Annotated in this window: 29 protein-coding genes; 7 read left to right on the forward strand and 22 right to left on the reverse strand. The window is 66.4% G+C overall.

All coding sequences use genetic code 11. The features are described 5' to 3' along the window. From BMY25_RS15385 to BMY25_RS15460, 16 genes are all read right to left on the reverse strand, one after another. On the reverse strand, positions 1 to 476 hold a 476-nt coding region (locus tag BMY25_RS15385), incomplete at its 3' end, for a DUF2163 domain-containing protein (RefSeq protein ID WP_143061992.1). After that, positions 473 to 1,105, reverse strand: coding sequence for a DUF2460 domain-containing protein (locus BMY25_RS15390; protein ID WP_092498145.1), 633 nt, complete (start codon positions 1,103 to 1,105; stop codon positions 473 to 475). The genes BMY25_RS15390 and BMY25_RS15385, both read right to left, overlap by 4 nt. 3 nt (positions 1,106 to 1,108) lie before the next feature. Further along, complete coding sequence (locus tag BMY25_RS15395) at positions 1,109 to 1,675, reverse strand: phage tail tape measure protein (RefSeq protein WP_092498147.1); 567 nt, start codon at positions 1,673 to 1,675, stop codon at positions 1,109 to 1,111. Further along, positions 1,665 to 1,889 carry a rcc01693 family protein gene (locus BMY25_RS15400; protein WP_346432154.1) on the reverse strand — a complete coding sequence of 75 codons (225 nt, stop codon included), beginning with the start codon at positions 1,887 to 1,889 and terminating at the stop codon, positions 1,665 to 1,667. Before BMY25_RS15400 ends, BMY25_RS15395 begins: the two co-directional genes overlap by 11 nt. Continuing rightward, positions 1,883 to 2,251 (reverse strand): gene transfer agent family protein, encoded by a 369-nt coding sequence (locus BMY25_RS15405; RefSeq protein ID WP_092498151.1) that lies wholly within the window; start codon positions 2,249 to 2,251, stop codon positions 1,883 to 1,885. The genes BMY25_RS15400 and BMY25_RS15405 overlap by 7 nt, the downstream gene beginning before the upstream one ends. Continuing rightward, positions 2,251 to 2,664 (reverse strand): phage major tail protein, TP901-1 family, encoded by a 414-nt coding sequence (locus tag BMY25_RS15410; protein WP_092498153.1) that lies wholly within the window; start codon positions 2,662 to 2,664, stop codon positions 2,251 to 2,253. The genes BMY25_RS15405 and BMY25_RS15410 overlap by 1 nt, the downstream gene beginning before the upstream one ends. A gap of 8 nt (positions 2,665 to 2,672) precedes the next feature. Further along, on the reverse strand, positions 2,673 to 3,089 hold the full coding sequence (locus tag BMY25_RS15415) for a DUF3168 domain-containing protein (protein WP_092498155.1): 417 nt from the start codon (positions 3,087 to 3,089) through the stop codon (positions 2,673 to 2,675). Then, the gene (locus BMY25_RS15420; RefSeq protein ID WP_177176887.1) at positions 3,086 to 3,436 is read right to left on the reverse strand and encodes a phage head closure protein; all 351 of its coding nucleotides are present in this window, start codon (positions 3,434 to 3,436) and stop codon (positions 3,086 to 3,088) included. Before BMY25_RS15420 ends, BMY25_RS15415 begins: the two co-directional genes overlap by 4 nt. Beyond that, complete coding sequence (locus tag BMY25_RS15425; RefSeq protein ID WP_092498157.1) at positions 3,430 to 3,984, reverse strand: head-tail connector protein; 555 nt, start codon at positions 3,982 to 3,984, stop codon at positions 3,430 to 3,432. The genes BMY25_RS15420 and BMY25_RS15425 overlap by 7 nt, the downstream gene beginning before the upstream one ends. Positions 3,985 to 4,092: 108 nt before the next feature. Next, a complete protein-coding gene (locus tag BMY25_RS15430; protein ID WP_092498159.1) occupies positions 4,093 to 5,358 on the reverse strand; it encodes a phage major capsid protein in 1,266 nt (421 codons plus the stop codon). Positions 5,359 to 5,370: 12 nt separating this feature from the next. Further along, complete coding sequence (locus BMY25_RS15435) at positions 5,371 to 5,922, reverse strand: HK97 family phage prohead protease (RefSeq protein ID WP_092498161.1); 552 nt, start codon at positions 5,920 to 5,922, stop codon at positions 5,371 to 5,373. A 168-nt stretch (positions 5,923 to 6,090) separates the two neighbouring features. Next, positions 6,091 to 6,279 (reverse strand): hypothetical protein, encoded by a 189-nt coding sequence (locus tag BMY25_RS15440; RefSeq protein WP_092498163.1) that lies wholly within the window; start codon positions 6,277 to 6,279, stop codon positions 6,091 to 6,093. 22 nt (positions 6,280 to 6,301) lie between these two features. Then, positions 6,302 to 7,543: a phage portal protein gene (locus BMY25_RS15445; protein ID WP_092498393.1), complete on the reverse strand. Its 1,242-nt coding sequence runs from the start codon at positions 7,541 to 7,543 to the stop codon at positions 6,302 to 6,304. A 68-nt stretch (positions 7,544 to 7,611) separates the two neighbouring features. After that, positions 7,612 to 8,913, reverse strand: coding sequence for a DNA-packaging protein (locus BMY25_RS15450; protein ID WP_428976976.1), 1,302 nt, complete (start codon positions 8,911 to 8,913; stop codon positions 7,612 to 7,614). Then, positions 8,858 to 9,367 carry a hypothetical protein gene (locus BMY25_RS15455; protein WP_092498167.1) on the reverse strand — a complete coding sequence of 170 codons (510 nt, stop codon included), beginning with the start codon at positions 9,365 to 9,367 and terminating at the stop codon, positions 8,858 to 8,860. Before BMY25_RS15455 ends, BMY25_RS15450 begins: the two co-directional genes overlap by 56 nt. A gap of 181 nt (positions 9,368 to 9,548) precedes the next feature. Next, positions 9,549 to 10,052, reverse strand: a complete 504-nt coding sequence (locus BMY25_RS15460) for a YcgN family cysteine cluster protein (protein ID WP_092498169.1) — start codon at positions 10,050 to 10,052, stop codon at positions 9,549 to 9,551. A 120-nt stretch (positions 10,053 to 10,172) separates the two neighbouring features. Here BMY25_RS15460 and BMY25_RS15465 point away from each other — a divergent pair, with 120 nt between their 5' ends. The 3 genes from BMY25_RS15465 to BMY25_RS15475 are packed head-to-tail and all read left to right on the forward strand — an operon-like array spanning position 10,173 to position 13,718. Continuing rightward, on the forward strand, positions 10,173 to 12,314 hold the full coding sequence (locus BMY25_RS15465) for a transglycosylase domain-containing protein (protein ID WP_092498171.1): 2,142 nt from the start codon (positions 10,173 to 10,175) through the stop codon (positions 12,312 to 12,314). 13 nt (positions 12,315 to 12,327) lie between these two features. Then, the gene (locus tag BMY25_RS15470) at positions 12,328 to 12,909 is read left to right on the forward strand and encodes a DUF1214 domain-containing protein (protein WP_092498173.1); all 582 of its coding nucleotides are present in this window, start codon (positions 12,328 to 12,330) and stop codon (positions 12,907 to 12,909) included. Further along, a complete protein-coding gene (locus tag BMY25_RS15475; RefSeq protein WP_092498175.1) occupies positions 12,903 to 13,718 on the forward strand; it encodes a DUF1254 domain-containing protein in 816 nt (271 codons plus the stop codon). Before BMY25_RS15470 ends, BMY25_RS15475 begins: the two co-directional genes overlap by 7 nt. Positions 13,719 to 13,967: 249 nt before the next feature. Here BMY25_RS15475 and BMY25_RS15480 read toward each other — a convergent pair whose 3' ends face one another. The 3 genes from BMY25_RS15480 to BMY25_RS15490 form a co-directional block, all read right to left on the reverse strand. Continuing rightward, positions 13,968 to 14,357 (reverse strand): DUF1491 family protein, encoded by a 390-nt coding sequence (locus BMY25_RS15480; protein WP_255365509.1) that lies wholly within the window; start codon positions 14,355 to 14,357, stop codon positions 13,968 to 13,970. Next, complete coding sequence (locus BMY25_RS15485) at positions 14,314 to 15,006, reverse strand: peptidoglycan-binding domain-containing protein (RefSeq protein ID WP_177176888.1); 693 nt, start codon at positions 15,004 to 15,006, stop codon at positions 14,314 to 14,316. Before BMY25_RS15485 ends, BMY25_RS15480 begins: the two co-directional genes overlap by 44 nt. A 76-nt stretch (positions 15,007 to 15,082) precedes the next feature. After that, entirely contained in the window at positions 15,083 to 16,267 is a 1,185-nt protein-coding gene (locus tag BMY25_RS15490; RefSeq protein ID WP_177176889.1) for a sensor histidine kinase, read from the reverse strand. A 285-nt stretch (positions 16,268 to 16,552) separates the two neighbouring features. Here BMY25_RS15490 and BMY25_RS15495 point away from each other — a divergent pair, with 285 nt between their 5' ends. Then, positions 16,553 to 16,975, forward strand: coding sequence for a DUF5330 domain-containing protein (locus tag BMY25_RS15495; protein ID WP_092498181.1), 423 nt, complete (start codon positions 16,553 to 16,555; stop codon positions 16,973 to 16,975). Positions 16,976 to 17,084: 109 nt separating this feature from the next. After that, complete coding sequence (locus BMY25_RS15500) at positions 17,085 to 17,510, forward strand: SufE family protein (RefSeq protein ID WP_092498183.1); 426 nt, start codon at positions 17,085 to 17,087, stop codon at positions 17,508 to 17,510. 22 nt (positions 17,511 to 17,532) lie between these two features. On the opposite strand, the gene BMY25_RS15505 is transcribed toward BMY25_RS15500, so the two are convergent. Beyond that, the gene (locus BMY25_RS15505) at positions 17,533 to 18,372 is read right to left on the reverse strand and encodes a DUF6456 domain-containing protein (protein ID WP_092498185.1); all 840 of its coding nucleotides are present in this window, start codon (positions 18,370 to 18,372) and stop codon (positions 17,533 to 17,535) included. Next, positions 18,372 to 18,743 (reverse strand): helix-turn-helix domain-containing protein, encoded by a 372-nt coding sequence (locus BMY25_RS15510; RefSeq protein ID WP_238858375.1) that lies wholly within the window; start codon positions 18,741 to 18,743, stop codon positions 18,372 to 18,374. The genes BMY25_RS15505 and BMY25_RS15510 overlap by 1 nt, the downstream gene beginning before the upstream one ends. 142 nt (positions 18,744 to 18,885) lie before the next feature. On the opposite strand from BMY25_RS15510, the gene BMY25_RS15515 reads away from it, so the two are divergent. Then, the gene (locus tag BMY25_RS15515) at positions 18,886 to 19,266 is read left to right on the forward strand and encodes a DUF6477 family protein (protein ID WP_092498187.1); all 381 of its coding nucleotides are present in this window, start codon (positions 18,886 to 18,888) and stop codon (positions 19,264 to 19,266) included. Positions 19,267 to 19,279: 13 nt separating this feature from the next. Here the strand turns inward: BMY25_RS15515 and BMY25_RS15520 are convergent, their stop codons facing one another. Continuing rightward, positions 19,280 to 19,690 (reverse strand): Ros/MucR family transcriptional regulator, encoded by a 411-nt coding sequence (locus BMY25_RS15520; RefSeq protein WP_092498189.1) that lies wholly within the window; start codon positions 19,688 to 19,690, stop codon positions 19,280 to 19,282. Between the two features lie 367 nt (positions 19,691 to 20,057). On the opposite strand from BMY25_RS15520, the gene msrB reads away from it, so the two are divergent. Then, positions 20,058 to 20,465: a peptide-methionine (R)-S-oxide reductase MsrB gene (msrB, locus tag BMY25_RS15525; RefSeq protein WP_092498191.1), complete on the forward strand. Its 408-nt coding sequence runs from the start codon at positions 20,058 to 20,060 to the stop codon at positions 20,463 to 20,465. The last annotated feature ends 19 nt before the right edge of the window (positions 20,466 to 20,484 follow it).

Here is a 20,484-nt window from a genome sequence, read left to right on the forward strand (position 1 = left end):
CGCGCATCGCCCAGATTGGCGTCGCAGGAATAGGAGAAGACGCGGCCGATCTCCTGCCCCAGTTCATGCGCCATGCCGCGAAGCTCGGCGGTGAAGGCCAGCGAGCCCCGCCGGACCTCGCCGACATTGCCGGTCCGCATGATCACCGCCTGCCCCGGATCGGCCCAGTTGACGCGGCGAAGCTCGATCGCCGCATTGTCCCAGAGGCCCGCCAGCAGGTCCGCTTCCGTCAGGCTGTCGGAGGAGAGCGCGCCGTCGACCTCCAGATCGTCGACGGAGAGCCCCAGCGAACTCTTCGCCTCGGAAGCCGTGAAGCCGCTCGCCGCCGCGTACGTCACCCCCTCCACCGTGAGATCGCGGTCGTGGTCGGTGAAGCCCAGCACCACCCCATCGGTGCGCACCAGCTTCCAGCACCAGCACAGCGTCGTCGCACCGCCGTCCAGATGCGCCTGCAGGCCCAAAGGCAGCGTCTTCATAACCGGATCTCCACAATGGGAACGCTCGGAGCCTCGCCGGCGGCGAAGCTGGAGAGGTCGATGGACAGGCTGTCGGTGTCGAAGCGGACGGGCACGTCGAAAAGGAAGCCGGCCGTGATCGCGACGCCGTTCGCGGGAGCCGCATCGAAGCTGACGAGGCCGGTGGTCGTCTCGACGGACCAGCCCGCGACCTGTTCGACCCCGCCCAACGCCACGCGGACCGACCCGTCGACCGGCTTGGCGATCGCCCGCATCCAGGGCGCGAAGCTCGCGCCGTAGACCTTGGCGAGCCGGAAGCTCTTCGTCGCTCCATCGCCTGTGCCAAGCGTCTGGTCCGTCGGCTGTGGCTCCTTGTCCGGTGCACAGGACTTCCAGTCCGTCCGGTCGCGCCATCGGAAACCATAAAGCCGACCCCGCCGCTCCTCGAAAAAGGCGGACAGCGTATGCAGGTCGGCCAGCGCATGGACGCCGGTGCCCGCATTGTAGCGGCGGCGGGAATCCGCCCAGCGCGCGTTCCGCTCCTCATAGCCGGAATTCAGCGTGACGATTTCCGTCTGTCGCTCCGGCCCCCCGGTCGAGCCGAAGGCGATCGCCAGGGGGAAGCGTATCTCGTGAAAGTTCGCAGCCATGCCTCAGAGCCCCCGCTGACCGCGCTTCATCGTGCGCACCAGCATGGCCGAGAGATCGGTCTGCGAGCGGCGGAAGCTGTCGGCATCCCTGGTGGTTACGTTGAAGGTGACGTTGGATCCCGTTCCCCCGCCGGCGGTGCGAACGCCGAGGCTGCCATCGGAGCCGCGCGTCAGCGGCATGATCGCTTCCGATCCCGCCTCCCCCATCAGGCCTACGCCAGATCCCATCGGAAAAACCGTGGGCGAGGACACGACGCCGCCCGAGGCGAACTTGCTGACGACACCGCCCTTCGCGAAGGCCGTCCCGGTGATGCCGCCGAGAATGCTCGTGACCGCCGTACTGATGCCGCTGGAAATTGGCTGAAGGGCGGAGGTCAATGCCTTGGAGGAAAGCCGCTCGCCGACCGACTTGACGACGTCGTCGAGCTTCTTGCCTTCGGTGACGGACTGGCTGAACGCCTTCGTCATCGACTTGCCGAACGTATCGGCGACGCCCTGCAACCCGGAAAGCGAGTCCTGCAGCGACTTGGTGTCGACATTCACGCCGACATCGACGCTGTCATCGGCCATGGTTCGTGTCCTTTCGATCAGGGAAGCGCGCGAGAAGCTGGTTCAGTCCCGCCCGTGTGAAGGAGGTGCCCGCAGCGGCCGCATAGGGCCGGACGACGGCCTCGATCTCGCGCGGGGTCATGCTCCAGAAGTCGCTCGGGGCAAGCCGCAGCACCGCGAAGCCCAGCGTCATCAGCTCCTTCCAGGGAAGCAGCTGAGGGGGAGCTTCTAGTATGCGGCCTGCGGCGGCTGAGGGTTTGCGCCGGCCCCGCCCGCCTCCGGGTTGCCGGGATCGGAGAACGTCACGTCGATCAGATCCGCCACGATCCGGGCAAAGCCCGCCGCACCGCCGTCGACGCGCATCGCCGCGACCTCGTCATCGGAGACGGGCTCGCCGGCCCCGCGCAGGGCAGAGCCGATGATGCGGATCATGTCGCGCGCGGAAAGCCGGCCTTCGCCAAAGCGCTGCGCCAGGCCAACGAGGTCGCCGGCGCCGAAGCTCGCCTCCAGTTCAGCCAGCGCGCCCAAGGTCAGGCAGAGCGTACGGCGTTGACCGTCGAGGACGGCATCGATCTCACCGCGTTGCCGGTTCGCCATCAGGCAGCCTCGAAGGCGATCGCACCGGCGGATTCCAGCGCGAGGTCGTAGGTGACTTCGCCGTCATGCTCGCCGGCATATTCCACGCTGGTGAGCTGGAACGGACCGGATACGGTGCCGAAATCCGGGATGACGATCTGCCAGGTGCGGATCGCGCCATCGAAGAAGAGTTCGCGAACGCTCGCATCGGACGAGGCGTCCTTGAAGAGCCCCGAGCCCGATACGCTGGCGCGGCGAACGCCGGCCCCGTCGAGGAGTTCGCGCCAGCGGCCGGCGCTGTCGGAATTGGTGATATCGACCGTCTCGGCATTGAAGGTCAGCTTGCGCGAGCGGATGCCCGCGACGGTATTGAAGGTGCCGTCCTGCTCGAAATCGAGCTTCAGCAGCAGGTCCTTGCCTCTTTGCGCGCCCATGGTTGCTCCTAGGTCTGCGGTTCGGTCACGGCGCGAAAGCGCACCAGCGTGCGCCGTCCCGCCGGCTTTTCCGCCCGCGATGTTTCGGTCTTCGTGTGACGGAGATTGACGAGCCGATGCCCGTCGAGCGGGAGATCCGCCTCGTGCAACAGCTCTACCAGCCGCTCGGCGATGGCGAGGCCGGAGCTGCGGCCGGGATCGCGGGTCCACACGGCGTGCGCGAAGGCGATCTCCGCCCCCTCCTCCGTGCTCGTCGACCAGTCGCTGGCGGTCATTTCGCCCAGATGGACGTAAGGCGCCGCGGCATTGCGCGGGACCTCGTCATAGATCCGGCTGCCGCCGAGCAGCGTCACGAGGAGAGCGTCGCTGGAGAGAGCGGCATAGACGGCCTTCTGCAACGCCAGGCCTGCGAAGGTTCCGCTCATGGCGCGATCCCCCGTTCTTCCCGCGCGAGGCAGACGATGAAGCGCCCGTCCTCGGCCGGATCGGTGATCGCCTCGATCCAGAACAGGCGCTGGCCGAGCCTCAACCGGTCGCCGGCAGCAAGCCGCTGGCCGCCACGCAGCGTGATCTTGTGCGTGATGACGCTGGATGTGCCCTCCCCGACCGCCTGCTCGTCGGAGCCGGTCGGCACGACCTCCGCCCAGAGCTTCGCGACGGTCTTCCAGCTGGACGACCGACCGCCCGCGCCATCGGATACGCCGGATGCTCTTTCAAGGGTGACGCGATGACCGAGCCGCCCCGGCGCGCTTGCGCCCGCCCGGCTCAGCACAGCGCCATCCGGCGATAGGGCGCGACCAGCGGACGGTAGCCTTCCGGCGTGGAAGCCACGCTGTCGCCCAGGATGGTCGCGGAGCGATGCTCGTACCAGTGCGTCACAAGCATTCGCATGGCCTGCCGCAAGGGTTGCGGCACATCGAGCCCGGAGCGGCCGTAGCCGGCGGTGTAGTCGATCTCGAAGCCGCGGCCGTTCAGCGCGATGTCGCCGGGCAGCACGATGCCGGCACTTTCGTCCACTTCGAAGCTCGCCGGATCGAACGCGGTCGTCGTGCCGTCGAATCCGATCTGCCGGACCGCGTCGACCGAGAGCAGCGGCGGCACCGGCAAGAGGATGCCGTGGCGCGGCCAGTGCTCGAAGGCGATCCGCCATCGCTGCGAGATCAGCACGCGGCGGATCTCCGTTTCCACCGCCACGCGGGCGGCGGCGATCAGCGCGCCGACCAGGTCGTCCTCGTCATGGCCGTCGAGGCGGAGATGCGCGTTCATCTCCGGCACCAGCAGCGGCTCGGTCACGGGACCGGACAGGAGCATGCGTTTCATTGTTTCTCTCCGGAAAAGGAGCGGCCCGCCGAAGGGGATCGGCGGGCCGCGTTCAGCACGGTTCACCCCCGGTGGACGAAGGGCGACCGGAGGGAGGAGCGGGAGGGGTCAGACCGTGCCGAAGCGGATGAGCTTGATCGCGTCGAAGTCGAGCACGCCGCCGCCCACGCGCTTGGTCGTGTAGAAAAGGACGTAGGGCTTCTGGCTGTAGGGATCGCGGAGCACCCGCACGCCCAGCCGGTCGACGATCAGGTAGCCGCGGCTGAAGTCGCCGAACGCCACCGACGAACTTCCGGCAGCGAGGTCCGGCATGTCCTCCGCTTCCACGATCGGGAAGTTCATCAGCGTGGCGCGGGCATCGGCGGTGGAGGGCGGCGACCAGAGATAGTTGCCGTCGGCGTCCTTGAGCTTGCGGATCTCCGCCTGCACCTTGCGGTTCATCACCCAATTGGCATTCTGGCGATAACCGGCCTTCAGCGCGTAGATCGCGTCGACCAGCACGTCGGAAGCATTCGACGCGGCGAACTCGCCGGCCGCTCCGGTGGAGATCGTGCCGAGCGAACCCCAGGCCCAGGCGCTTTCGTCCACGGTCGGATAGCTCAGGAAGCCCTTCGGCTTCTTGTTGCCGTCACCGCTGACGAACGCCGCGCCTTCCTGCTCGGCGAAGGCGACATCCACCTCGCTCGCCAGCCACTGGTCGAGATCCACGGCGGAATCGTCGAGCAGCGTCTGGGTCGCCGCCGGCATGGCGTAGAGCTCCATCACCGGGAATTCGAGATCCACCAGCGTCGGAGTGTCGGTCTGCGGGCGGCTTTCCGTCTCGCCGACCCAGCCGACCACCGTGCCGGAGGTGGCGAAGGGCTTGCGGTAAAGATTGGTGGAAACCTGCCGGACCTGCGCGATGGAGCGGATCGGCGAGATCGCGGCCAGCCGGCTGTCGATCTCGCTCGCCGTTTCCACCGGCACGAGATAGCCGCCGTCGGCATCGGCGCTGGCCGACATCGCCTTGGCTTCCAGCCGCTTCAGGCCGGCCATGTCGCCATGGCGGACATAGGCCTCGAAGGCCGCCTTGTGCTCGGACACGTCGACGGCGGAGCGGCCGGCACCGCCCAAGGCGGGGCGGCGGTTCTTCAGGACGAGGCGATCCAGCGTTTCCTTCTGCCGGTCGAGCGCCAGGCTGATGCGGGCGACCTTCTCCTCGGTAACCACATCGGTGCCGCCGATGCGGCGCTCGATCTGGCCGAGGCGCTCGTCGTTGGAATCCTTGAAGCTCTCGAAGGCCGACATGAACTCGTCGAAAGCGTTCACGACATCCAGAGAGGTCGGCGGCTCGGCGGCCTTGGTTTCGGGAGCGATGCTGTTGGCAAGGTTCATTCGTGTCTCCGTTCAGGATTGCATCAGGCGGGCGGCACGGCGGATCGTTGCCGCGAGCCGGGCTGATTGGGGGAACACCGCCTTGACGGCGGAGATGCGGGCCGAGGGCTGCATGGGGAACGTCACGACGGAGATCTCCCAGAGATCGACCTCCAGCAGGCGGCGAACACCGGACTTGGCGTCGGCGCGACTGCGGATCGTGCGGAAGCCGATGGAGAGCCCGTCCAGCGCGCCGGCCCGCATCAGCGACAGCACCTCGCGCGCCTTGGCGGCTTCCACGGTGAGGCGTCCGCGCACGAAGAGGCCACGGGCATCCTCGCGGATCTCGTCCCAGACACCGATCGGCTCGTTCGGATCGTGCTGAAACAGCATGCGGACGCCGGAAGCACCGCGCGCCGACAGCGACTTGGTGAACGCGCCGGGCATCACGACGTCGCGGCCGAGGTCCTCCTCGCCGAAGAGGCTGGCATAGCCGGAGAAGGTGCCATCCTGCTCCACGGCAGTGAGGTCGATCGGCGCGAACTTCACCTCGCGCGCGGATATCTTTCGGGCGCGCCGGGTCATCGGACGATCCGGAAGCGCGGCGGGCGGATTTCGGCCGGCGGTTGCCGCGACATCACGATCCAGGCGAGCCGCAGCGAAAATTCGGCAAAGACGGATGAATGATCGACCGGCTTGCGCCGGAGCGACCTGAAAAACCGCATCATTTGGGATTCCCGGTGTTGGGAGTGGTCAGGAATGGTCCCGGAAGACCTGGTTCAGCCGGGTGATCTCGTTGACGAAATGATCGAACCGGCGATTGGCGGCGGCGAGCTCCTTCAGCGCCCAGACCAGCAGGCCGGACGAACTCGTGGCCCACAGAAAGAGCGCGAGATGGGCAAGGTCTCCCCGGTCGATGAAAGTCTGCGTCACGTCGGGCATGTCAGCCCCTCCCGAGGGTTCCTCAATCCTGCCCGGCCCGGCCGTAGCCCACGGCCTCTCGCTTCTCGTCGCGGCTGAGGAATTCGACCGCCTGCACCCGCGCCCACAACGCGTCCCGCTCGGAGGAGAGCGCCGGGATCTGGTCGGCGTCGTACCAGAGGCGGAGCCCGTCGCCGTAGGCGGGTCCGAGCCAGCCGCCGAGCGCCTGCGACGCACGGCCGACCAGCGGCAGCACCGTCTGGCGCCAGAAGGCGACGTTCGCTTCCTTGTAGTTGGAGTAGGTGTTGTCGCCGGGAATGCCGAGCAGCATGGGCGGGATGCCGAAGGCCAGCGCGATTTCCCGCGCCGCGCCGTTCTTGGCCTCCATGAAGTCCATTTCCTGGGGGCTCAGGCTCATCGCCCGCCATTCCAGCCCGCCTTCCAGGAGCAGCGGACGGCCCGCATTGGCCGCGCCCTGGAAATTGGCTTCCAGCTCGTCGCGCAGACGTTCGAACTGTTCTTCCGAAAGGTTCGCCCCGTCCCGCCCCTCATAGACCAGCGCACCGGACGGGCGCGCCGCGTTGTCCAGGAGCGCCTTGTTCCAGAAGCTTGCCGCGTTGTGGGTATCCAGGCTCGTCTGCGCGGCTTCCAGCGGAGGAAAGCCGTAATGATCGTCGAGCGGATGAAACTGCATCACATGCAGGATCGGCGGGATCGCCCCGTCACCGTCCTGCTCGAAGCGGACGCTCTGGCCGTTGGCGCGGTATTCGAAGGCTGCCGGCCAGCCCTCCCCGTCCGGCACGATGGTCATCCGGTCCGGCCGCAGCGCGTGCAGCTCGCGAACGTCGTCGCCCAGCGTCACCGCTTCGATATAGGCGTTGCCGGAAACGAGCAGGAAGCCGTAGACCGCCTCCAGGAAGTCGTTGCCGGACTGGCGGGTGTTGGGGCGCGAGAGCAGCGAGAGCAGCGGATGTTCGGTGATCTCCCGCCGCCCCTCGTAGAGCAGCCACGGAACAGATGCCGCCGCTTCCGAAATCATCCGCACGGCGCGATGCACCACGGGATTTCGCATGTAGCCAGCGCGGGCGAGCGCCGCGTAGTCGCGCGGCGTCCAGAGCGCCCGGCCCGTGCTGTAGACGGCGATGGCCGGCCCGGCGCGGGAAGCTTTCGCCTCCGTTTGCGGTGACTGCCGCTCCTTTGCTGCCGTCTGCGGCGGTTGCCGCCCAAGCGGCGAAAGGCCGGACGCGCTTGAGCGCGCCGGCCGCGAGGTCAACCAGCGGAGCATGATGTCTCCCATCTCCAGAAACAGAAAAGGCGGCCCGCGGCCGCCGTGTCGAACGTGTCGAAGCAGGTTCAGAGCCGTCGCAAGCGGACCTCCGCCTCGCGGCCGAGCATCAGCGACGTGGTCGCCCAGACCAGCGCGTCGAGCCGGTCCGGCGAGCGGCCAGAGGAGAGACCGCCCAACGAAAAATCACACATCTCGTCCTCCAGCGCGGGGAAAGCGCCGACATGGCGCATCCTGCCCTGTTCGTAGAGCGCGGCGACCGGTTCGGCCCGAAGCCACTTGCCCCTGGTCGCCCGAACCTTGGTGACAGACACGCTCTCGTCGGCCTGGCGGATCAGCGCCTCCACCATGTCGCCGCCCTGGTTCACCTCGGCGACGATGCGATCCGCATCCAGCCGGTGGCAGAGATCCACGGCGCGCCGAGCCCAGCCGGCGGGCGACAAGCCCTGCATGCTGGCATCGGCGAGCACGTAGCCGGTTCCGTCGGCCGCGATCCCGACCGCCACGATCCCGCAGGCGTCCGCCCGTTCCCCCGAGGTGGCGGGCGGATCGACGCCGACCACCACGCGAACGAGATCCGGCGCGCTCTTCACCCGCAGCGCCTCCAGCCGGTCGCGTTGCCAGAGCGCATCCGGCCGGTCGTTGATGATTTCGCCCGCAAGTTCCTGCCGGCCAAGCCGCGTGCCGCCATAGCGCTCGGTAACGGCCGTCAGGAAGGCCGCCGCCAGATGCTCGCGGTTGGCGTCCGTGCCGGCCCGGGAGATCACCGTCGCGGGGTCCTCGATCAGCCGCTTCAGAAGCGGGATGGGCCGCGGCGTCGAGGTCACGACCTGCCGGGGCCGGTCGCCCAGCCGCAAGCCGAACTGCAGCATGTCCCAGGTTTCCTCCGCATAGCGCCATTTCGCCAGCTCGTCGCACCAGGCCGCGCCGAATTGCGGGCCGCGCAGGCTTTCCGGATCTTCCGAGGAGAAGGCCTGCGCGATGGAGCCGTTCGGCCATTCCAGGCGGCGGCGCGACGTGCTCCATTGCGGTCGCTCCCCCGGCGGATGGATGGCCAGGAGGCCGGAGATCCCGTCCACCATCACCTCACGGACGTCGCCCAGCGTCTCGCCCACCAGCGCGATACGACCGACGGGCGCGGCGGAGAACGGCGGCAGGCCGAGCGCCATGCCGCGGATCCATTCCGCCCCGGCCCGCGTCTTGCCGGCGCCGCGCCCGCCGAGCAGCATCCATGTCGTCCAGTCGCCGTCCGGCGGCAGCTGGTCGGACCGGGCCCAGAGAGACCAGCGAAAGAGCCAGTCCTCGATCTCGCCGTCAGTCTTTCCCGCCAGCAGCTCCTGCCAACCGGGCCGCGCCACGAAGGCGCGCAAGTCGACGCTTGAGTTCGTCGCGCATCCAGGCTCGTTCTCCGGCGTCGTTGTCTCCATGCTCAGGCTGCTGTCCCTTTGTCTTCCGGGACGCGCCGGCGCCCTCGCGCGTGGCGGTTTCGAGCTTGCTCATCTGCGCCATGGCCTTGGCGATTTCCGCGACATGCCGCGCGTCGCCTTCGTCGAAACCGACATCGGCCTTCTCCTCCAGTTGTGAAAGCTGAGCTTCCAGCGAACGATAAAGACGCTCGTGGATGTCCTGCGGCGTGGCGGCCGCTTCCGGCGGAACCACGGCCGCCGTCCCGGTCGGCTGCCGCCGCCATTCTTCCCGGGCGCGGCGGTAGCGGAATTGCCCTGCGCTGATGCCGAAGGTGCGGCAAAGTCCGGCGATCGTGCCCTCGCGCGCCTCATAGGCACGGCGAAGCGCCGCCCAGTCGATTGCCTGTGCAGATGCCATGAACGCCAAAAGCGGCCCGTGCCAGAAGCCGGTCCGCTCACCATCCAGAATGTCGGGGAAGCATGTGTCGCCAGACGCAACCGTCTGACCATGACCGAAACCTACAAAACCAGCGTACGCCGGTCAAGGACTTTCTTCCTATCGCTTCAAGAAAAAAGTCCCAGAACTGGATCTCCCCTGCTTAGTCCTTGAGGGTACTCAGTTTTTCCTTCAGATCGGCCAGGCGGGGCCGTGCTTCCGTTTCTTCCGGCCAGGTCACGATCCGCTCTTCCAGCTCTTCGGCGGGGACAAGATCCTCGCTTATCGTGCGCCCGCGCACAGACATGCCGGCCGCGTGCACCGTATCGGCCTCTCCGGAAACCAGCGGGTGCCACCAATAAAGGTCCCGGCCTTCCGCCACGAGGCGGTAGCCGCAGGTGGGCGGCAGCCATGTCAGGCTGCGGACGGTTTCCGGGTTCAGCGGCACGCAGTCGGGAATGGCCTCCAGCCGGTTGTGGTAATCGGAACAGCGGCAGCTCTGGCCATCGAGCAGTCGGCAGGCGACATCCGTCCAGGCGATCTCCCCGGTTTCCCAGTCTTCCAGCTTGTTGAGGCAGCAGCGGCCGCAGCCGTCGCAGAGCGATTCCCACTCGGCGGGCGACATATCCTCAAGAGTCTTGGTTCGCCAGAAGCCTTGTTCAGTCATCTTTCAAACCTGCCATGCCAGTCTGTCGCATCCGTACATTGCTTGCGTTCGACCTATTTATAGTCAAATTCAGGGCCGTGGGCTCGGCCGGCGTCTCCCACCGGCTCCCGGAGTGTCAAGATGCGCGATCTTTTCAGAAGCCGTGGGAAACGACGCTGGTTTCGCGCACTCGAGTTCGACGCCTGGCTGGACTCCACCCTTTATGAAGGAGGCCAGTCGCTCGGCCGCAACTACGAGCGACTGGTTATTTTCATGCGCCGCTTCCGCGTGCACGGATTTTCTCGCGCGCTGGCCGAAATCGCGTCGGAATCGGCAACCCTCGGCGTCGCCGGCCTCCTGGTGCTGCTCGCCTTCGCGCTGCCCGCCTTCGACGCGGTCAAGAAGGACTGGCGCAGTCAGGGCGAGTACGCCGTCACCTTTCTCGACCGCTACGGCAATGTGATCGGTCGCCGCGGCGTGCTGCAGGACAGCACCGTCCAGCTCGCCGATATCCCGGATAATTTCATCAAGGCGCTGCTGTCCACCGAGGACCGGCGCTTCTTCGACCATTTCGGCATCGACATCATCGGCACGCTCCGCGCCATCAGCGAGGATGCGCGCGCGGGCGGCGTGGTGCAGGGCGGCTCCTCGCTGACGCAGCAGCTGGCCAAGAACGTCTTCCTCTCCAACGAACGAACGCTGGAGAGGAAGATCAAGGAAGCCTATCTGGCGCTCTGGCTGGAGGCCAACCTTTCCAAGCGCGAGATCCTGACGCTCTACCTGAACCGGGCCTACATGGGCGGCGGCACCTTCGGCGTCGCGGCAGCGGCCGACTTCTATTTCGGCAAGAAGGTGCAGGACCTGAGCCTTGCCGAATGCGCGATGCTGGCCGGCCTCTTCAAGGCACCGACGAAATACGCCCCGCATATCAACCTGCCGGCCGCCCGCGCGCGCGCCAACGACGTGCTCAGCAACATGGTCCAGGCCGGCTTCATGACGGAAGGACAGGTCATCGGCGCCCGTCTCAACCCTGCGACCCCCGTCCAGCGCACCGAAAGCTCGTCGCCGGACTATTTCCTCGATTGGGCGTTCGACGAGGTGAAGAAGAACGTCACCGGCACGCAGAAGGTGTTGATCGCCCGCACCACCATCGACATGCGCTTGCAGAAGGCGGCGGAAGCGGCGATCGAATCCTCCTTGCGCGAAAAGGGCGAAGCCTACGACGTGAAGCAGGCGGCCATGGTTTCCATGGAGCCGGACGGCAGCGTGCGCGCCATGGTGGGCGGTCGGGACTACGGCGAATCCACCTTCAATCGCGCCGTGAACGCGCTTCGCCAGCCCGGCTCCTCGTTCAAGCCCTATGTCTACGCCACCGCGCTGGAGCAGGGCATGACGCCGGCGACCCCGATCGTCGACGCGCCCATCACCATCGGCAACTGGTCGCCCCAGAATTTCGAACACACCTACATGGGGCACATCAACCTGAAGACCGGCCTCACCCACTCCATCAACACGGTCGCCGTGCGGCTTTCCACCATGACCGGCCGGCAGCCCATCGCCGACCTCGCGAAGAGGATGGGCGTCGCCACGCCGATCCGCGTCACGCGCTCGCTGCCGCTGGGCACCTCGGAGGTTTCCGTCCTCGATCAGGCGACCGGCTATTCCGTCTTCGCCAATGGCGGCTTCCGCATCACGCCCCACGCCCTGATCGATGTCCGCACGCCGGATGGAAAGATCGTCTGGAATGCCGGCAAGGACCTGCCGGCGCCGGTCCGGGTGCTGAAGCCCTCCACCGTGCTCGGCATGGTGGATATGATGCACAATGTCGTGGAAAACGGCACCGCGCGGCGCGCCCACCTGCCCGGCATCAATGCCGCCGGCAAGACCGGCACGGCGCAGGATTATCGCGACGCCTGGTTCTGCGGCTATACCGGCAATTACGTGACCACCGTCTGGTTCGGCAACGACAACTACAAGAAGATGAACCGGATGACCGGCGGCACGCTTCCGGCGGAGACCTGGCAGAAATACATGCGCGTCGCCCATGCCTATGTGGAGATCAAGCCGCTGCCCGGCCTTGCACCGCCATCGGATGCCCGCGAGGACGCGGCAACCGCCAATGCCTCCATGCCGGCGTTGAACGGCGGCGAACAGATCGGCGTCGCGCGCCTGCCCGCACCGCTGGTCGGAACCCTCGGCCAGATGGAGCAGCAGTTCCGTCGTGCCGCCAGGACCCCTCCCCCCCTGAGGGAAGCGGCTCTCCAGCTTCCGACCGCAGACTAGGCCGTTCGTTCTCGTGCGTCTGCGTATCCTGATCCCCTGTATCGCCGCCCTCCTCCTGTCCCTGTTCCTGGGGCTGGGGTCGGCGTGGCTGACCGTCCGCTCGCCGACGCCGATCGATGCCATCAGCATCGGCCCCTGGCAGGCCTGGCCGCGTTCCGGCACCGACGAAGCCGATCCTTATTCCGAGGCGCGCGCCGCCCGCACCGGCGAGGTGCCGCTCGGCCCCGGCGAGGGCCTGTCGCTTCTGGCGCGCACCGACAGTTCCGGCCAGCCGATCGACGGCGCCTGCACCTACCGTGTGCATGGCACCACCCCGCCGGCGCGGCTGTGGACGATGACGGTGGAGAACGAGAACGGCAGTCCGGCCGACGGCTCGTCCGACCTCGTCCACTCCATCGGCAGCGACGCGATCCTGCGCGCGTCCGACGGGTCGTTCAGCATCGCGCTTTCCTCCGCGCCGCAATCCGGCAACTGGCTCTCGACCAGCGGCACCGGACGGATCCGCCTCGTCTTCCGGCTCTACGATACCACCGCCCGCGTGGTGACCGCGCTGACGACCCTTGTCATGCCCGATGTCGAGCGCGTCCATTGCTGAGCCTTGCACAGAACTGGCGCAGCGCCAGCAATCGATCCCGCCGGCTGGAAGCCGCAGCGCGCCGCCTCCCCCGCCCGAGCCTTGCCTCGCGGGTCACCGCTCGCATCGCGGTCTTCACGGTCGCGGTGCTGCTTCTCTCCGGCATCATCCATCTCGCGACGATCTTCCTGATCCCGCCTTATTCACCCGCGGGGGTCTGGGCGCGGCTTGCGGTCTATGCCAAGGCGGGCGGCTTTGCCGAAGTGCCGGAAGCCAAGAACTGGCTGGAGCCGGTTCCGGGGCTGGATCCCCTCTTCGTCTACGGCTCCTGCCGGGTCTCGCTGGCCGCCAGCCCGGTGCATCTCTCGTTCAGGAGCAGCGACCGGTTCTGGTCGGTGGCCTTGCTCCGCAAGAGCGGCAGCGTCTTCTACAGCGTCAACGATCGGACCGCCGTCGGCGGTCAGCTCGACATGACGATCGCCGATCCCGTGCAGAGCGAGCAGATGCGCGCCGCGGCGCCCGACGACCGCAACCGTCTCATCCTGGTACAAAGCCCCGATGAAGACGTGATCGCCCTGCTCCGGCTCTACGCGCCGACGGACGCCGCCCGCACGCAAGCCCGCGATATCCTGAAGACCGCCACCTGCCATCCGATCGAGGTCCCGCCCGCCGCCCGGCCGCAGACCGGCGGCCAGGCAGACGGAACGACGCCTCCCGGTTCGGCACCGGGCACGGACAGCGACAATCCTCTTGGCGCGCCGCAGATGCGCATCCCGACCGCGCGGCCACTTATGCCCGGAAAGCCCGTCAGGCCGCCGGGCCGGGGCTAAGCTGGTTTTCCGGGGCGCCGTTGCGGATACCGTTTCGCGGGTCCGGAGCACGCCAGCCCGGGTGATATTCGACCCGTATGCCGGGGAAGATGATGACTTCGGCGCGGATTTCCCGCGTATCCCGGCTGCGTGGGCGGGGCACCTGAGGCCTGAACGACAAAATCTGAGCCATGACCGGTCCTCCTTGATCGGGCCCGATACTGCACGGCCTAGTTGTCACCGGGGATAGTTAAGCGATTGTAAACGCCGCTAGGCCATCGGGTCCGGGATGACTTCGATGAAGGGTCGCCCTTCGTTGTCGTCGATATCGACCTGCCAGAGATCGCTGTCGAAGCGCGTCTCCGAATCCATTCGATCCGCCACGGCCAGCGCATCGGCGCCCGCCAGCACCGGCATGAAACGGCGCTCGCCGTCATCGTCGAGCATCGCCTGTGGTGCGGGCGCATAGAGGTCGATGGACCGGTCCGGACGGTAGACCGCGACGAAAATCGCCCCGCTTTCCGACGCGCCTTTCCGCGCGATGGTCGCGAAGGCGCCCGCTTGCTGGGCACGGCGGATCAACGCCGCGATCCAGAAATCCGTTCTGAGGCGCAGCTTAGTTCTCGCTGATGGCGTGAGACGTACGGAGGGCGGCCACAAGCCGGTCGTCGATCTCGCCGGTGGCCGGCAGATGCCGGTCCTTCTGGAAGCGGGCGATCGCTTCCCGCGTCTGCGGACCCATCATGCCGTCGGCCGTAAGAGGTCCGTAGGAGGTGTGCGACAGCGCCTGCTGGACGGTGCGGATCAGCGCCGTGTCCGCCGTCGGGGTCGCGGCCGAGGGTTCGGCCCGCGCGCGCGGCAGCGATCCGGTCGCGGCTGGAGCCGGGGCTGTCTGCGCGGTGGTCGGACTTGCCGGCGCGGGAGCGACGGAAGCGATCTGGCCGCGCGCGTTTTGGATCGCCACCAGGAGATCCGGCGTTGCGACGCCCGTCACCACGAAGCCTGACTTCTTCTGGAAGTCGCCTATCGCGGCGCGCGTGGCCGGGCCGTAAAGGCCGTCGGTCGGGCCGGTATAGGCACCGGATTTGGCAAGAGCCCGCTGGACCAGTTCCACCATGGCATCCGGCTGGGCCGGTGCGGTCGTGGCGGGTGCGCTCGTCCTGGCTGGCGCGGACGCAACAGAGGCGGCATGCCCGCCCCCGAACAAAGGCGCGGACCGGCGTCCGCCCTGCATCCACACTGCATTCGTGACGATCGCCAGCGTGATCAGCGACAGGCTGCCCACGGCGGCGGCGCGCCGGGTGGCCATGCGTGCGAGGACGATCAGGGCGACACGCTTGCCGAGCCCTGCTGCCTGCTTCTTCGATGCGTTCTTTCTGGACGACCTAGACGAGGGGGAGCCGGATACTGACGACCAACCCCTTGTCTGCGCCGTTCTTGAGAACGATGCTGCCACCACATTCCTCCACGAGATCATTCACGATGGACAGGCCGAGGCCCGTCCCCGGTTCGTCCGTCGCCCCCCGGTAATAGGGCACCAACACGGTAGCACAGTCTTCGTTGCTGAGCCCCGGACCTTCATCGACCACTTGTACCAGCACTGTGCCTTTCATGCGACGCACGAGGACGTTGACCGTGCTGTCGCGGCCGCCGAACTTGATCGCATTGCCCACGAGATTGAGAAGAATCTGCCGGCAGACCCGCTCGTCGCAGCCGGCATCCACCTGTTCCTCCGCCTGCTGGACGAGGCGGACATTCCGGCTTGCGGCCTCATGCGCCAGCAGGCGAAAGGCGAAATCGACCTGTTCGTTGACATTGCAGCGACCCTGCTCGTCCCGGTCCCCGGGAGCGTTGCCGGGAGCTTCCTCTTCTCGCTCCGGCGTGGCGGGCGCGGCATCGTCCGCGGAACTCTGGGCGATGTCCGAAGCGCCGGTATCAAGACGAGCGGCAATCGCGGGAAGGGAGGTCACCGCCTCGATCCGCAGCGTCACCGCAGGATCCTGGATGGAGCGGATCTCGAGGTCGGGCGGAACGACATCCGGCGCAACCTGATGGGTAAATGACGAGAAGCTTCGATCCACGCCTTTGCTTTCCTCCTGCGATGCGGCGGTTTTCAGGCTTTCGGCGCCGGAGGATGCGGCGCGCACCGGGGCTTGCCCCACATGCAGCAGCAGGGTCGGCAAGGCGGCCAGAAGCAGCGCCATCGCGGTCATGGCGAGGCGCACCGGAACGGGACCGTGCGTGATGGCCATCGAGGCCAACGCCCAGGCGACCAGCAGGGCCGGCACGGCCATGGCGACCAGCCACCCCGCGCTCGCCTGCCCTGCCTTGCGCACGGACGGGAGAAGATAAAAGCAGCCGATCAGGCAGGCGCCAGCGGCCGGCGCCTCGAAGGAAGCGGAGGCGATCAGGCTGAGCGGCAGCGCCAGCAGCGCGGCAAGGCCCGACAGGCGCAGGGCGCGCGCGAGATCGGGCCGGGTTTCGCCGGTAAGGCCATCCGTCAGCCAGGTCACACCCGACGCGTAGGAGCCCTGGAAGGCGGTCCGCTCAAAGCGGCTTTGCAGAGGCATGTCGGCGTTCATCCGACGGTCCCTTGAAGCTCGTTCGTTCGAGCAACAGGAATGCATTCACCTCTTTAATGAACCCTGAAGTAACTCTGGCATGTTGCCGAAATACATCACACCAGAAGGAGAACCCGCCGCCATGGTTAAGAAACGGTATATCCAGAACATGCTTAATTTTTGGAAAGGATAACAGAGACCAACCGGGGTCTATCGATTCGAATTCTTTCGACTTACCGGTTCTTATCGAAACACGGGCTAATATTGATTGTTGTTCATCGTGGATTGGCAACGATGTTTTTTATCGCGCGCTCACTCTTCTGGCTCGGGCTGATCGTCATGATTCTCCCCGCCTCTCCCGACGGCGCCATTCCGGCGCCACGGGTCAGCCTGCTTCGTTCCGCCTTTGCTGCCCGTGACCTGCTGGCGGACGTCACCGATGTGTGCTCCCGCGAGCCGCAGGCTTGCGCGACCAGCCGTGAGACGCTTGTGCTTTTCGGCCGCAAGCTCGGCACCGCCGCTAGCATCGTTTCGGCCGGGCTGAGTACTGCGTCGGACACAGTGGCCGGACATGACGAGGAAACCGCGACCGCCGATGCCGTCGCGGCGAATGCCGCCGGGACGGGTGCTCAGTCCCAGGGCGAACCGGCCTTGCTGGGCACCCTCACCCCCTCGGATCTTGCGCCACGCTGGACGGCATCCGCTCATCGGAGCTGATCGGCACCGGACCGGACGAAAAATTTCCGGCGGCGCGACGATCGCCGGCGCAGCCCTTGGCGGCCCGCGCCCGCGTGCCTATTCTCCGCCCAAACGGACGGACACCATCATGAGCATCGAATCCCTGATCGACGATTTTTCGCTTCTGGACGATTGGGAGGATCGCTACCGCTACGTCATCGAACTCGGCAAGGCACTGCCGCCTTTGCCGGAGGAAGACCGGACCGAGCGCAACAAGGTGCGCGGCTGCGCCAGCCAGGTCTGGCTGGTGCCGGACAGCGAAGCGGACGGCACCCTGCGTTTTCGCGGCGACAGCGACGCCCACATCGTGCGCGGGCTGGTCGCGATCCTTCTCGATCTTTATTCCAACCGTTCCCCGCGCGAGATCCTCGACCTCGATGCGGAGAAGATCTTCGGCGAACTCGGCCTGCGCGAACACCTGACATCGCAGCGCGCCAACGGGCTTTCCTCCATGGTGGAGCGCATCCGCCACGATGCACGCCGGGCGTTTGAAAAGGAGCGCGCGCAGGCCTGAGGCACCTCGGCCGCTCACCCCGTCAGATCAGCGGCCGGTAATCGTCCGTTCCCCAATGCCGCGTCCGACTGTGGCTTCGCCCCTCCGCAAGGGAAGAAAGGCCGTAGTGCCGGGCGAGCGCGTCCAGCGCCATGCGGAGCACGACCTTGGCGGAACGCGCCGGCATCTCGCCATCCTTCTCCACCGCTTCCAGTCCTTTCAGGAAGCAGCAGACATCGACGGCGATATCGACGAAGCCCGGATCGATGGCGTCGAGTGCCCGTTGAAATCGGATGCGGGCCGCCAGCGCCGCGTCCGTCAGGTCTCCGACGCCACCCGCATCGCCGGATCGTCGGCTGGCCTTCGGCGTCGGCGACCAGCTCGCCGTCACGCTCGGCCGCATCTGGCCCCGCTCGAAGTCGGAACGCAACCGCTCCCCCGCCTGCACCGCCGCGGGGGACAGAAACGGCGATCCGTCGCGGTCCTTGCGCCGGGCGAGCGTCGCAACCGGGCTTTCGTCCCGGTCGACCGTCACGGTCGTGAACCGGTCGTCGACCAGTATCCGCTCCCGGCCGAGCGTCACGTGCTGGCTGAGGTAAGCGGAAGCGCCACCCTCGCCCCCCTCCCCGTTGCCGCCCTTTGCGTTGCGCCTCAGCCAACTGATCGCCGAAGCGTCCGCGTTCACCACACCATCAGCGCTCTTTCGTAACAACCCGCGCGACACCAGCCCGTCGACCAGCAAAGCCGGCAATTCCTGCCGGGGCATACCATCGACCATCAGCCGGTAGGCTCCCCCCGCAGTCCGGTGCAGCGATGCCTCTCCTTTTCCGCAAAGAAGCCCGAGCAGGCGGCCGATCGCCGCTTCCACGCTGCGGTCCGCCATCAGCCTGCACTCCCGAGAAAGGTGTCCTGCCAGGTGACGAGCGCCGCCTCCAGACAGTTCAGGATGCGGTCGACCTTGGGATCGTCGCGGCGATCCTCGACGACCGCGCAACCATGCGAGACGGTTGTCCGGTCGCGCCGGAAGAGCTTGCCCACCTCCGTCGGCGAGAGCCCCAGCCCGACATGCGCCAGATACATCGCGCACTGGCGGGCAAAGGCGATTTCAGCACGGCCCCGCGTGCCACCCCGCAAGTCGGAGAGGCTCACCCCAAGCGCCGTTCCGACGAGGCCTTCGATCGCCCGACAGGCGCTCATCGCATCGGCCTTCAGCCGCTCCGGACGGCGCACTTCTCCAGAAATAACCCGCTCCACAACTCGCTCCCAGGTTTAGGAATATGTTCCTAGTTACAACCGAAAGCTGCGAGAGGGGATAAGTTCCGGCAGGACCAGGGGAGCTTCGGCGAAGATATCCCCAACCGCCCGAACGACGCGAGGATCGCTGCATCGAGACCACATGCAGCAGGACACGATGTTTGAAGCGGAAGCTGGGAATGCGCTCGCGAAAGCCGAGCAACGCCTGAAAGAAGAAGCGAAGCGGACCGTGGAGCGCGCCCTCCAGGCGGGGGCGCAGGCCTATGATCGCACCCGCGACCTGCCGGGGCTCATCCGCGCCGAGGCGACGGCTGAGATGCTGGGCAGCGAAGAGGGGGTGGCCGAAATCCTGGCTCGACTGGAGCGGGCGCTCCGCTCGGAAAGGCGCAAGGCACGGGCGGCGCATTGGACATATGACCTGAACCGCCATATCGCGCTGAGGCAGGCCTATCTCGCCGAACAGGAAACGCTGGAGCGGATAAGAAAAAGGCGTCGGCCTTTCAGCCGACGCCTGGAACAGTGATCGTTTGGCTGGATCAGCCGATGCGCTTCTGACCGAGTCCCATATCCTTCGCGAGTTTGGAGCGGGCCTTGGCATAGTTCGGCGCGACCATCGGGTAGTCGGCGGGCAGGCCCCACTTCTCGCGGTACTCTTCCGGCGTGAGATTGTAGTGGGTGCGCAGGTGCCGCTTCAGCGACTTGAACTTCTTGCCATCCTCCAGGCAGATGATGAAATCGGAATTGACCGACTTCTTCACCGGCACGGCGGGACGCTGCGGCTCCGGCTCGGGCTCGAAGGTTCCGCCAGCAGTACGCTGCAGGGCGGCATGGACGTCGTTGATCAGATTGGACAAGTCCGCTGAAGCGATGCTGTTGTTGCTAACATACGCCGACACAATCTCAGCGGTGAGCTCGATCAAATTATCCTGCTCCAAGTTGTCCACCATATTATTCCTCTTTCTAATGCGCGGTGCAGCGCAAATTCATGATCGCCGCGCGGGCGATGATTCATTTAGTGGGAAGGACAGTATTCTGCCAGTGTTTTTTCTGCGACAAACCTGCGAATAAAAAAGGTTTCACGAATTAGTCGCAGGTCGGCAAGACGTTTAGCCAATCAGGAAAGATCTCGCAACATAGACGAGCCTGACCGTGCCCCCGTTTTCCCCGGTTCACAAAATTATGATGCCGGCTGACGTTCATGTTTCCCGCTCCGAGCGAAAAGCTTCCGGGCCGGTTGAATGTCACCGCTTGCGTACGCTGCCCTCCAACCTACTTCTCCGTTGAGGCAAAACACGCAAAAAGGTCGAGAAAAAGATGACGGACAAAATCCAGAAGAGTGAGGCCCAGTGGCAAGAGCAGCTCACGCCTGAGCAGTATCAGGTCACGCGCGGCCACGGCACGGAGCGGCCCTTTACTCATCCGTACAATTCGGTGAAGGGCGAAGGCGTCTTTCATTGCGTCTGCTGCGGCGCCCCGCTCTTCGATGCCGATACCAAATACGAATCGGGCAGCGGCTGGCCGAGTTTCTTCAAGCCGATCTCGCCGGATGCGGTGGACGAGCACACCGACCGCTCGTTGCTGATGACGCGCACCGAGGTGCGCTGCGCCAAGTGCGACGCCCATCTGGGCCATGTCTTCCCGGACGGCCCCGCGCCCACGGGCCTTCGCTATTGCATGAACGGGGTTGCCCTGGATTTCGAGCCGGGTCAGGAACAGGGCTGAGCGAACCAGCCGGGAGTTG

The organism is Faunimonas pinastri, from assembly GCF_900110915.1.
Classification (GTDB): domain Bacteria; phylum Pseudomonadota; class Alphaproteobacteria; order Rhizobiales; family Afifellaceae; genus Faunimonas; species Faunimonas pinastri.

Bases quoted from the DNA above. Each gene is read 5' to 3' on its own strand.
- BMY25_RS15390 (WP_092498145.1), bottom strand. From the start codon at position 1,105: ATGGCTGCGAACTTTCACGAGATACGCTTCCCCCTGGCGATCGCCTTC.
- BMY25_RS15395 (WP_092498147.1), bottom strand. From the start codon at position 1,675: ATGGCCGATGACAGCGTCGATGTCGGCGTGAATGTCGACACCAAGTCG.
- BMY25_RS15405 (WP_092498151.1), bottom strand. From the start codon at position 2,251: ATGGCGAACCGGCAACGCGGTGAGATCGATGCCGTCCTCGACGGTCAA.
- BMY25_RS15410 (WP_092498153.1), bottom strand. From the start codon at position 2,664: ATGGGCGCGCAAAGAGGCAAGGACCTGCTGCTGAAGCTCGATTTCGAG.
- BMY25_RS15415 (WP_092498155.1), bottom strand. From the start codon at position 3,089: ATGAGCGGAACCTTCGCAGGCCTGGCGTTGCAGAAGGCCGTCTATGCC.
- BMY25_RS15425 (WP_092498157.1), bottom strand. From the start codon at position 3,984: ATGAAACGCATGCTCCTGTCCGGTCCCGTGACCGAGCCGCTGCTGGTG.
- BMY25_RS15430 (WP_092498159.1), bottom strand. From the start codon at position 5,358: ATGAACCTTGCCAACAGCATCGCTCCCGAAACCAAGGCCGCCGAGCCG.
- BMY25_RS15435 (WP_092498161.1), bottom strand. From the start codon at position 5,922: ATGACCCGGCGCGCCCGAAAGATATCCGCGCGCGAGGTGAAGTTCGCG.
- BMY25_RS15440 (WP_092498163.1), bottom strand. From the start codon at position 6,279: ATGCCCGACGTGACGCAGACTTTCATCGACCGGGGAGACCTTGCCCAT.
- BMY25_RS15445 (WP_092498393.1), bottom strand. From the start codon at position 7,543: ATGCTCCGCTGGTTGACCTCGCGGCCGGCGCGCTCAAGCGCGTCCGGC.
- BMY25_RS15455 (WP_092498167.1), bottom strand. From the start codon at position 9,367: ATGGCATCTGCACAGGCAATCGACTGGGCGGCGCTTCGCCGTGCCTAT.
- BMY25_RS15460 (WP_092498169.1), bottom strand. From the start codon at position 10,052: ATGACTGAACAAGGCTTCTGGCGAACCAAGACTCTTGAGGATATGTCG.
- BMY25_RS15465 (WP_092498171.1), top strand. From the start codon at position 10,173: ATGCGCGATCTTTTCAGAAGCCGTGGGAAACGACGCTGGTTTCGCGCA.
- BMY25_RS15485 (WP_177176888.1), bottom strand. From the start codon at position 15,006: ATGGCCACCCGGCGCGCCGCCGCCGTGGGCAGCCTGTCGCTGATCACG.
- BMY25_RS15490 (WP_177176889.1), bottom strand. From the start codon at position 16,267: ATGCCTCTGCAAAGCCGCTTTGAGCGGACCGCCTTCCAGGGCTCCTAC.
- BMY25_RS15495 (WP_092498181.1), top strand. From the start codon at position 16,553: ATGTTTTTTATCGCGCGCTCACTCTTCTGGCTCGGGCTGATCGTCATG.
- BMY25_RS15500 (WP_092498183.1), top strand. From the start codon at position 17,085: ATGAGCATCGAATCCCTGATCGACGATTTTTCGCTTCTGGACGATTGG.
- BMY25_RS15505 (WP_092498185.1), bottom strand. From the start codon at position 18,372: ATGGCGGACCGCAGCGTGGAAGCGGCGATCGGCCGCCTGCTCGGGCTT.
- BMY25_RS15515 (WP_092498187.1), top strand. From the start codon at position 18,886: ATGCAGCAGGACACGATGTTTGAAGCGGAAGCTGGGAATGCGCTCGCG.
- BMY25_RS15520 (WP_092498189.1), bottom strand. From the start codon at position 19,690: ATGGTGGACAACTTGGAGCAGGATAATTTGATCGAGCTCACCGCTGAG.
- msrB (WP_092498191.1), top strand. From the start codon at position 20,058: ATGACGGACAAAATCCAGAAGAGTGAGGCCCAGTGGCAAGAGCAGCTC.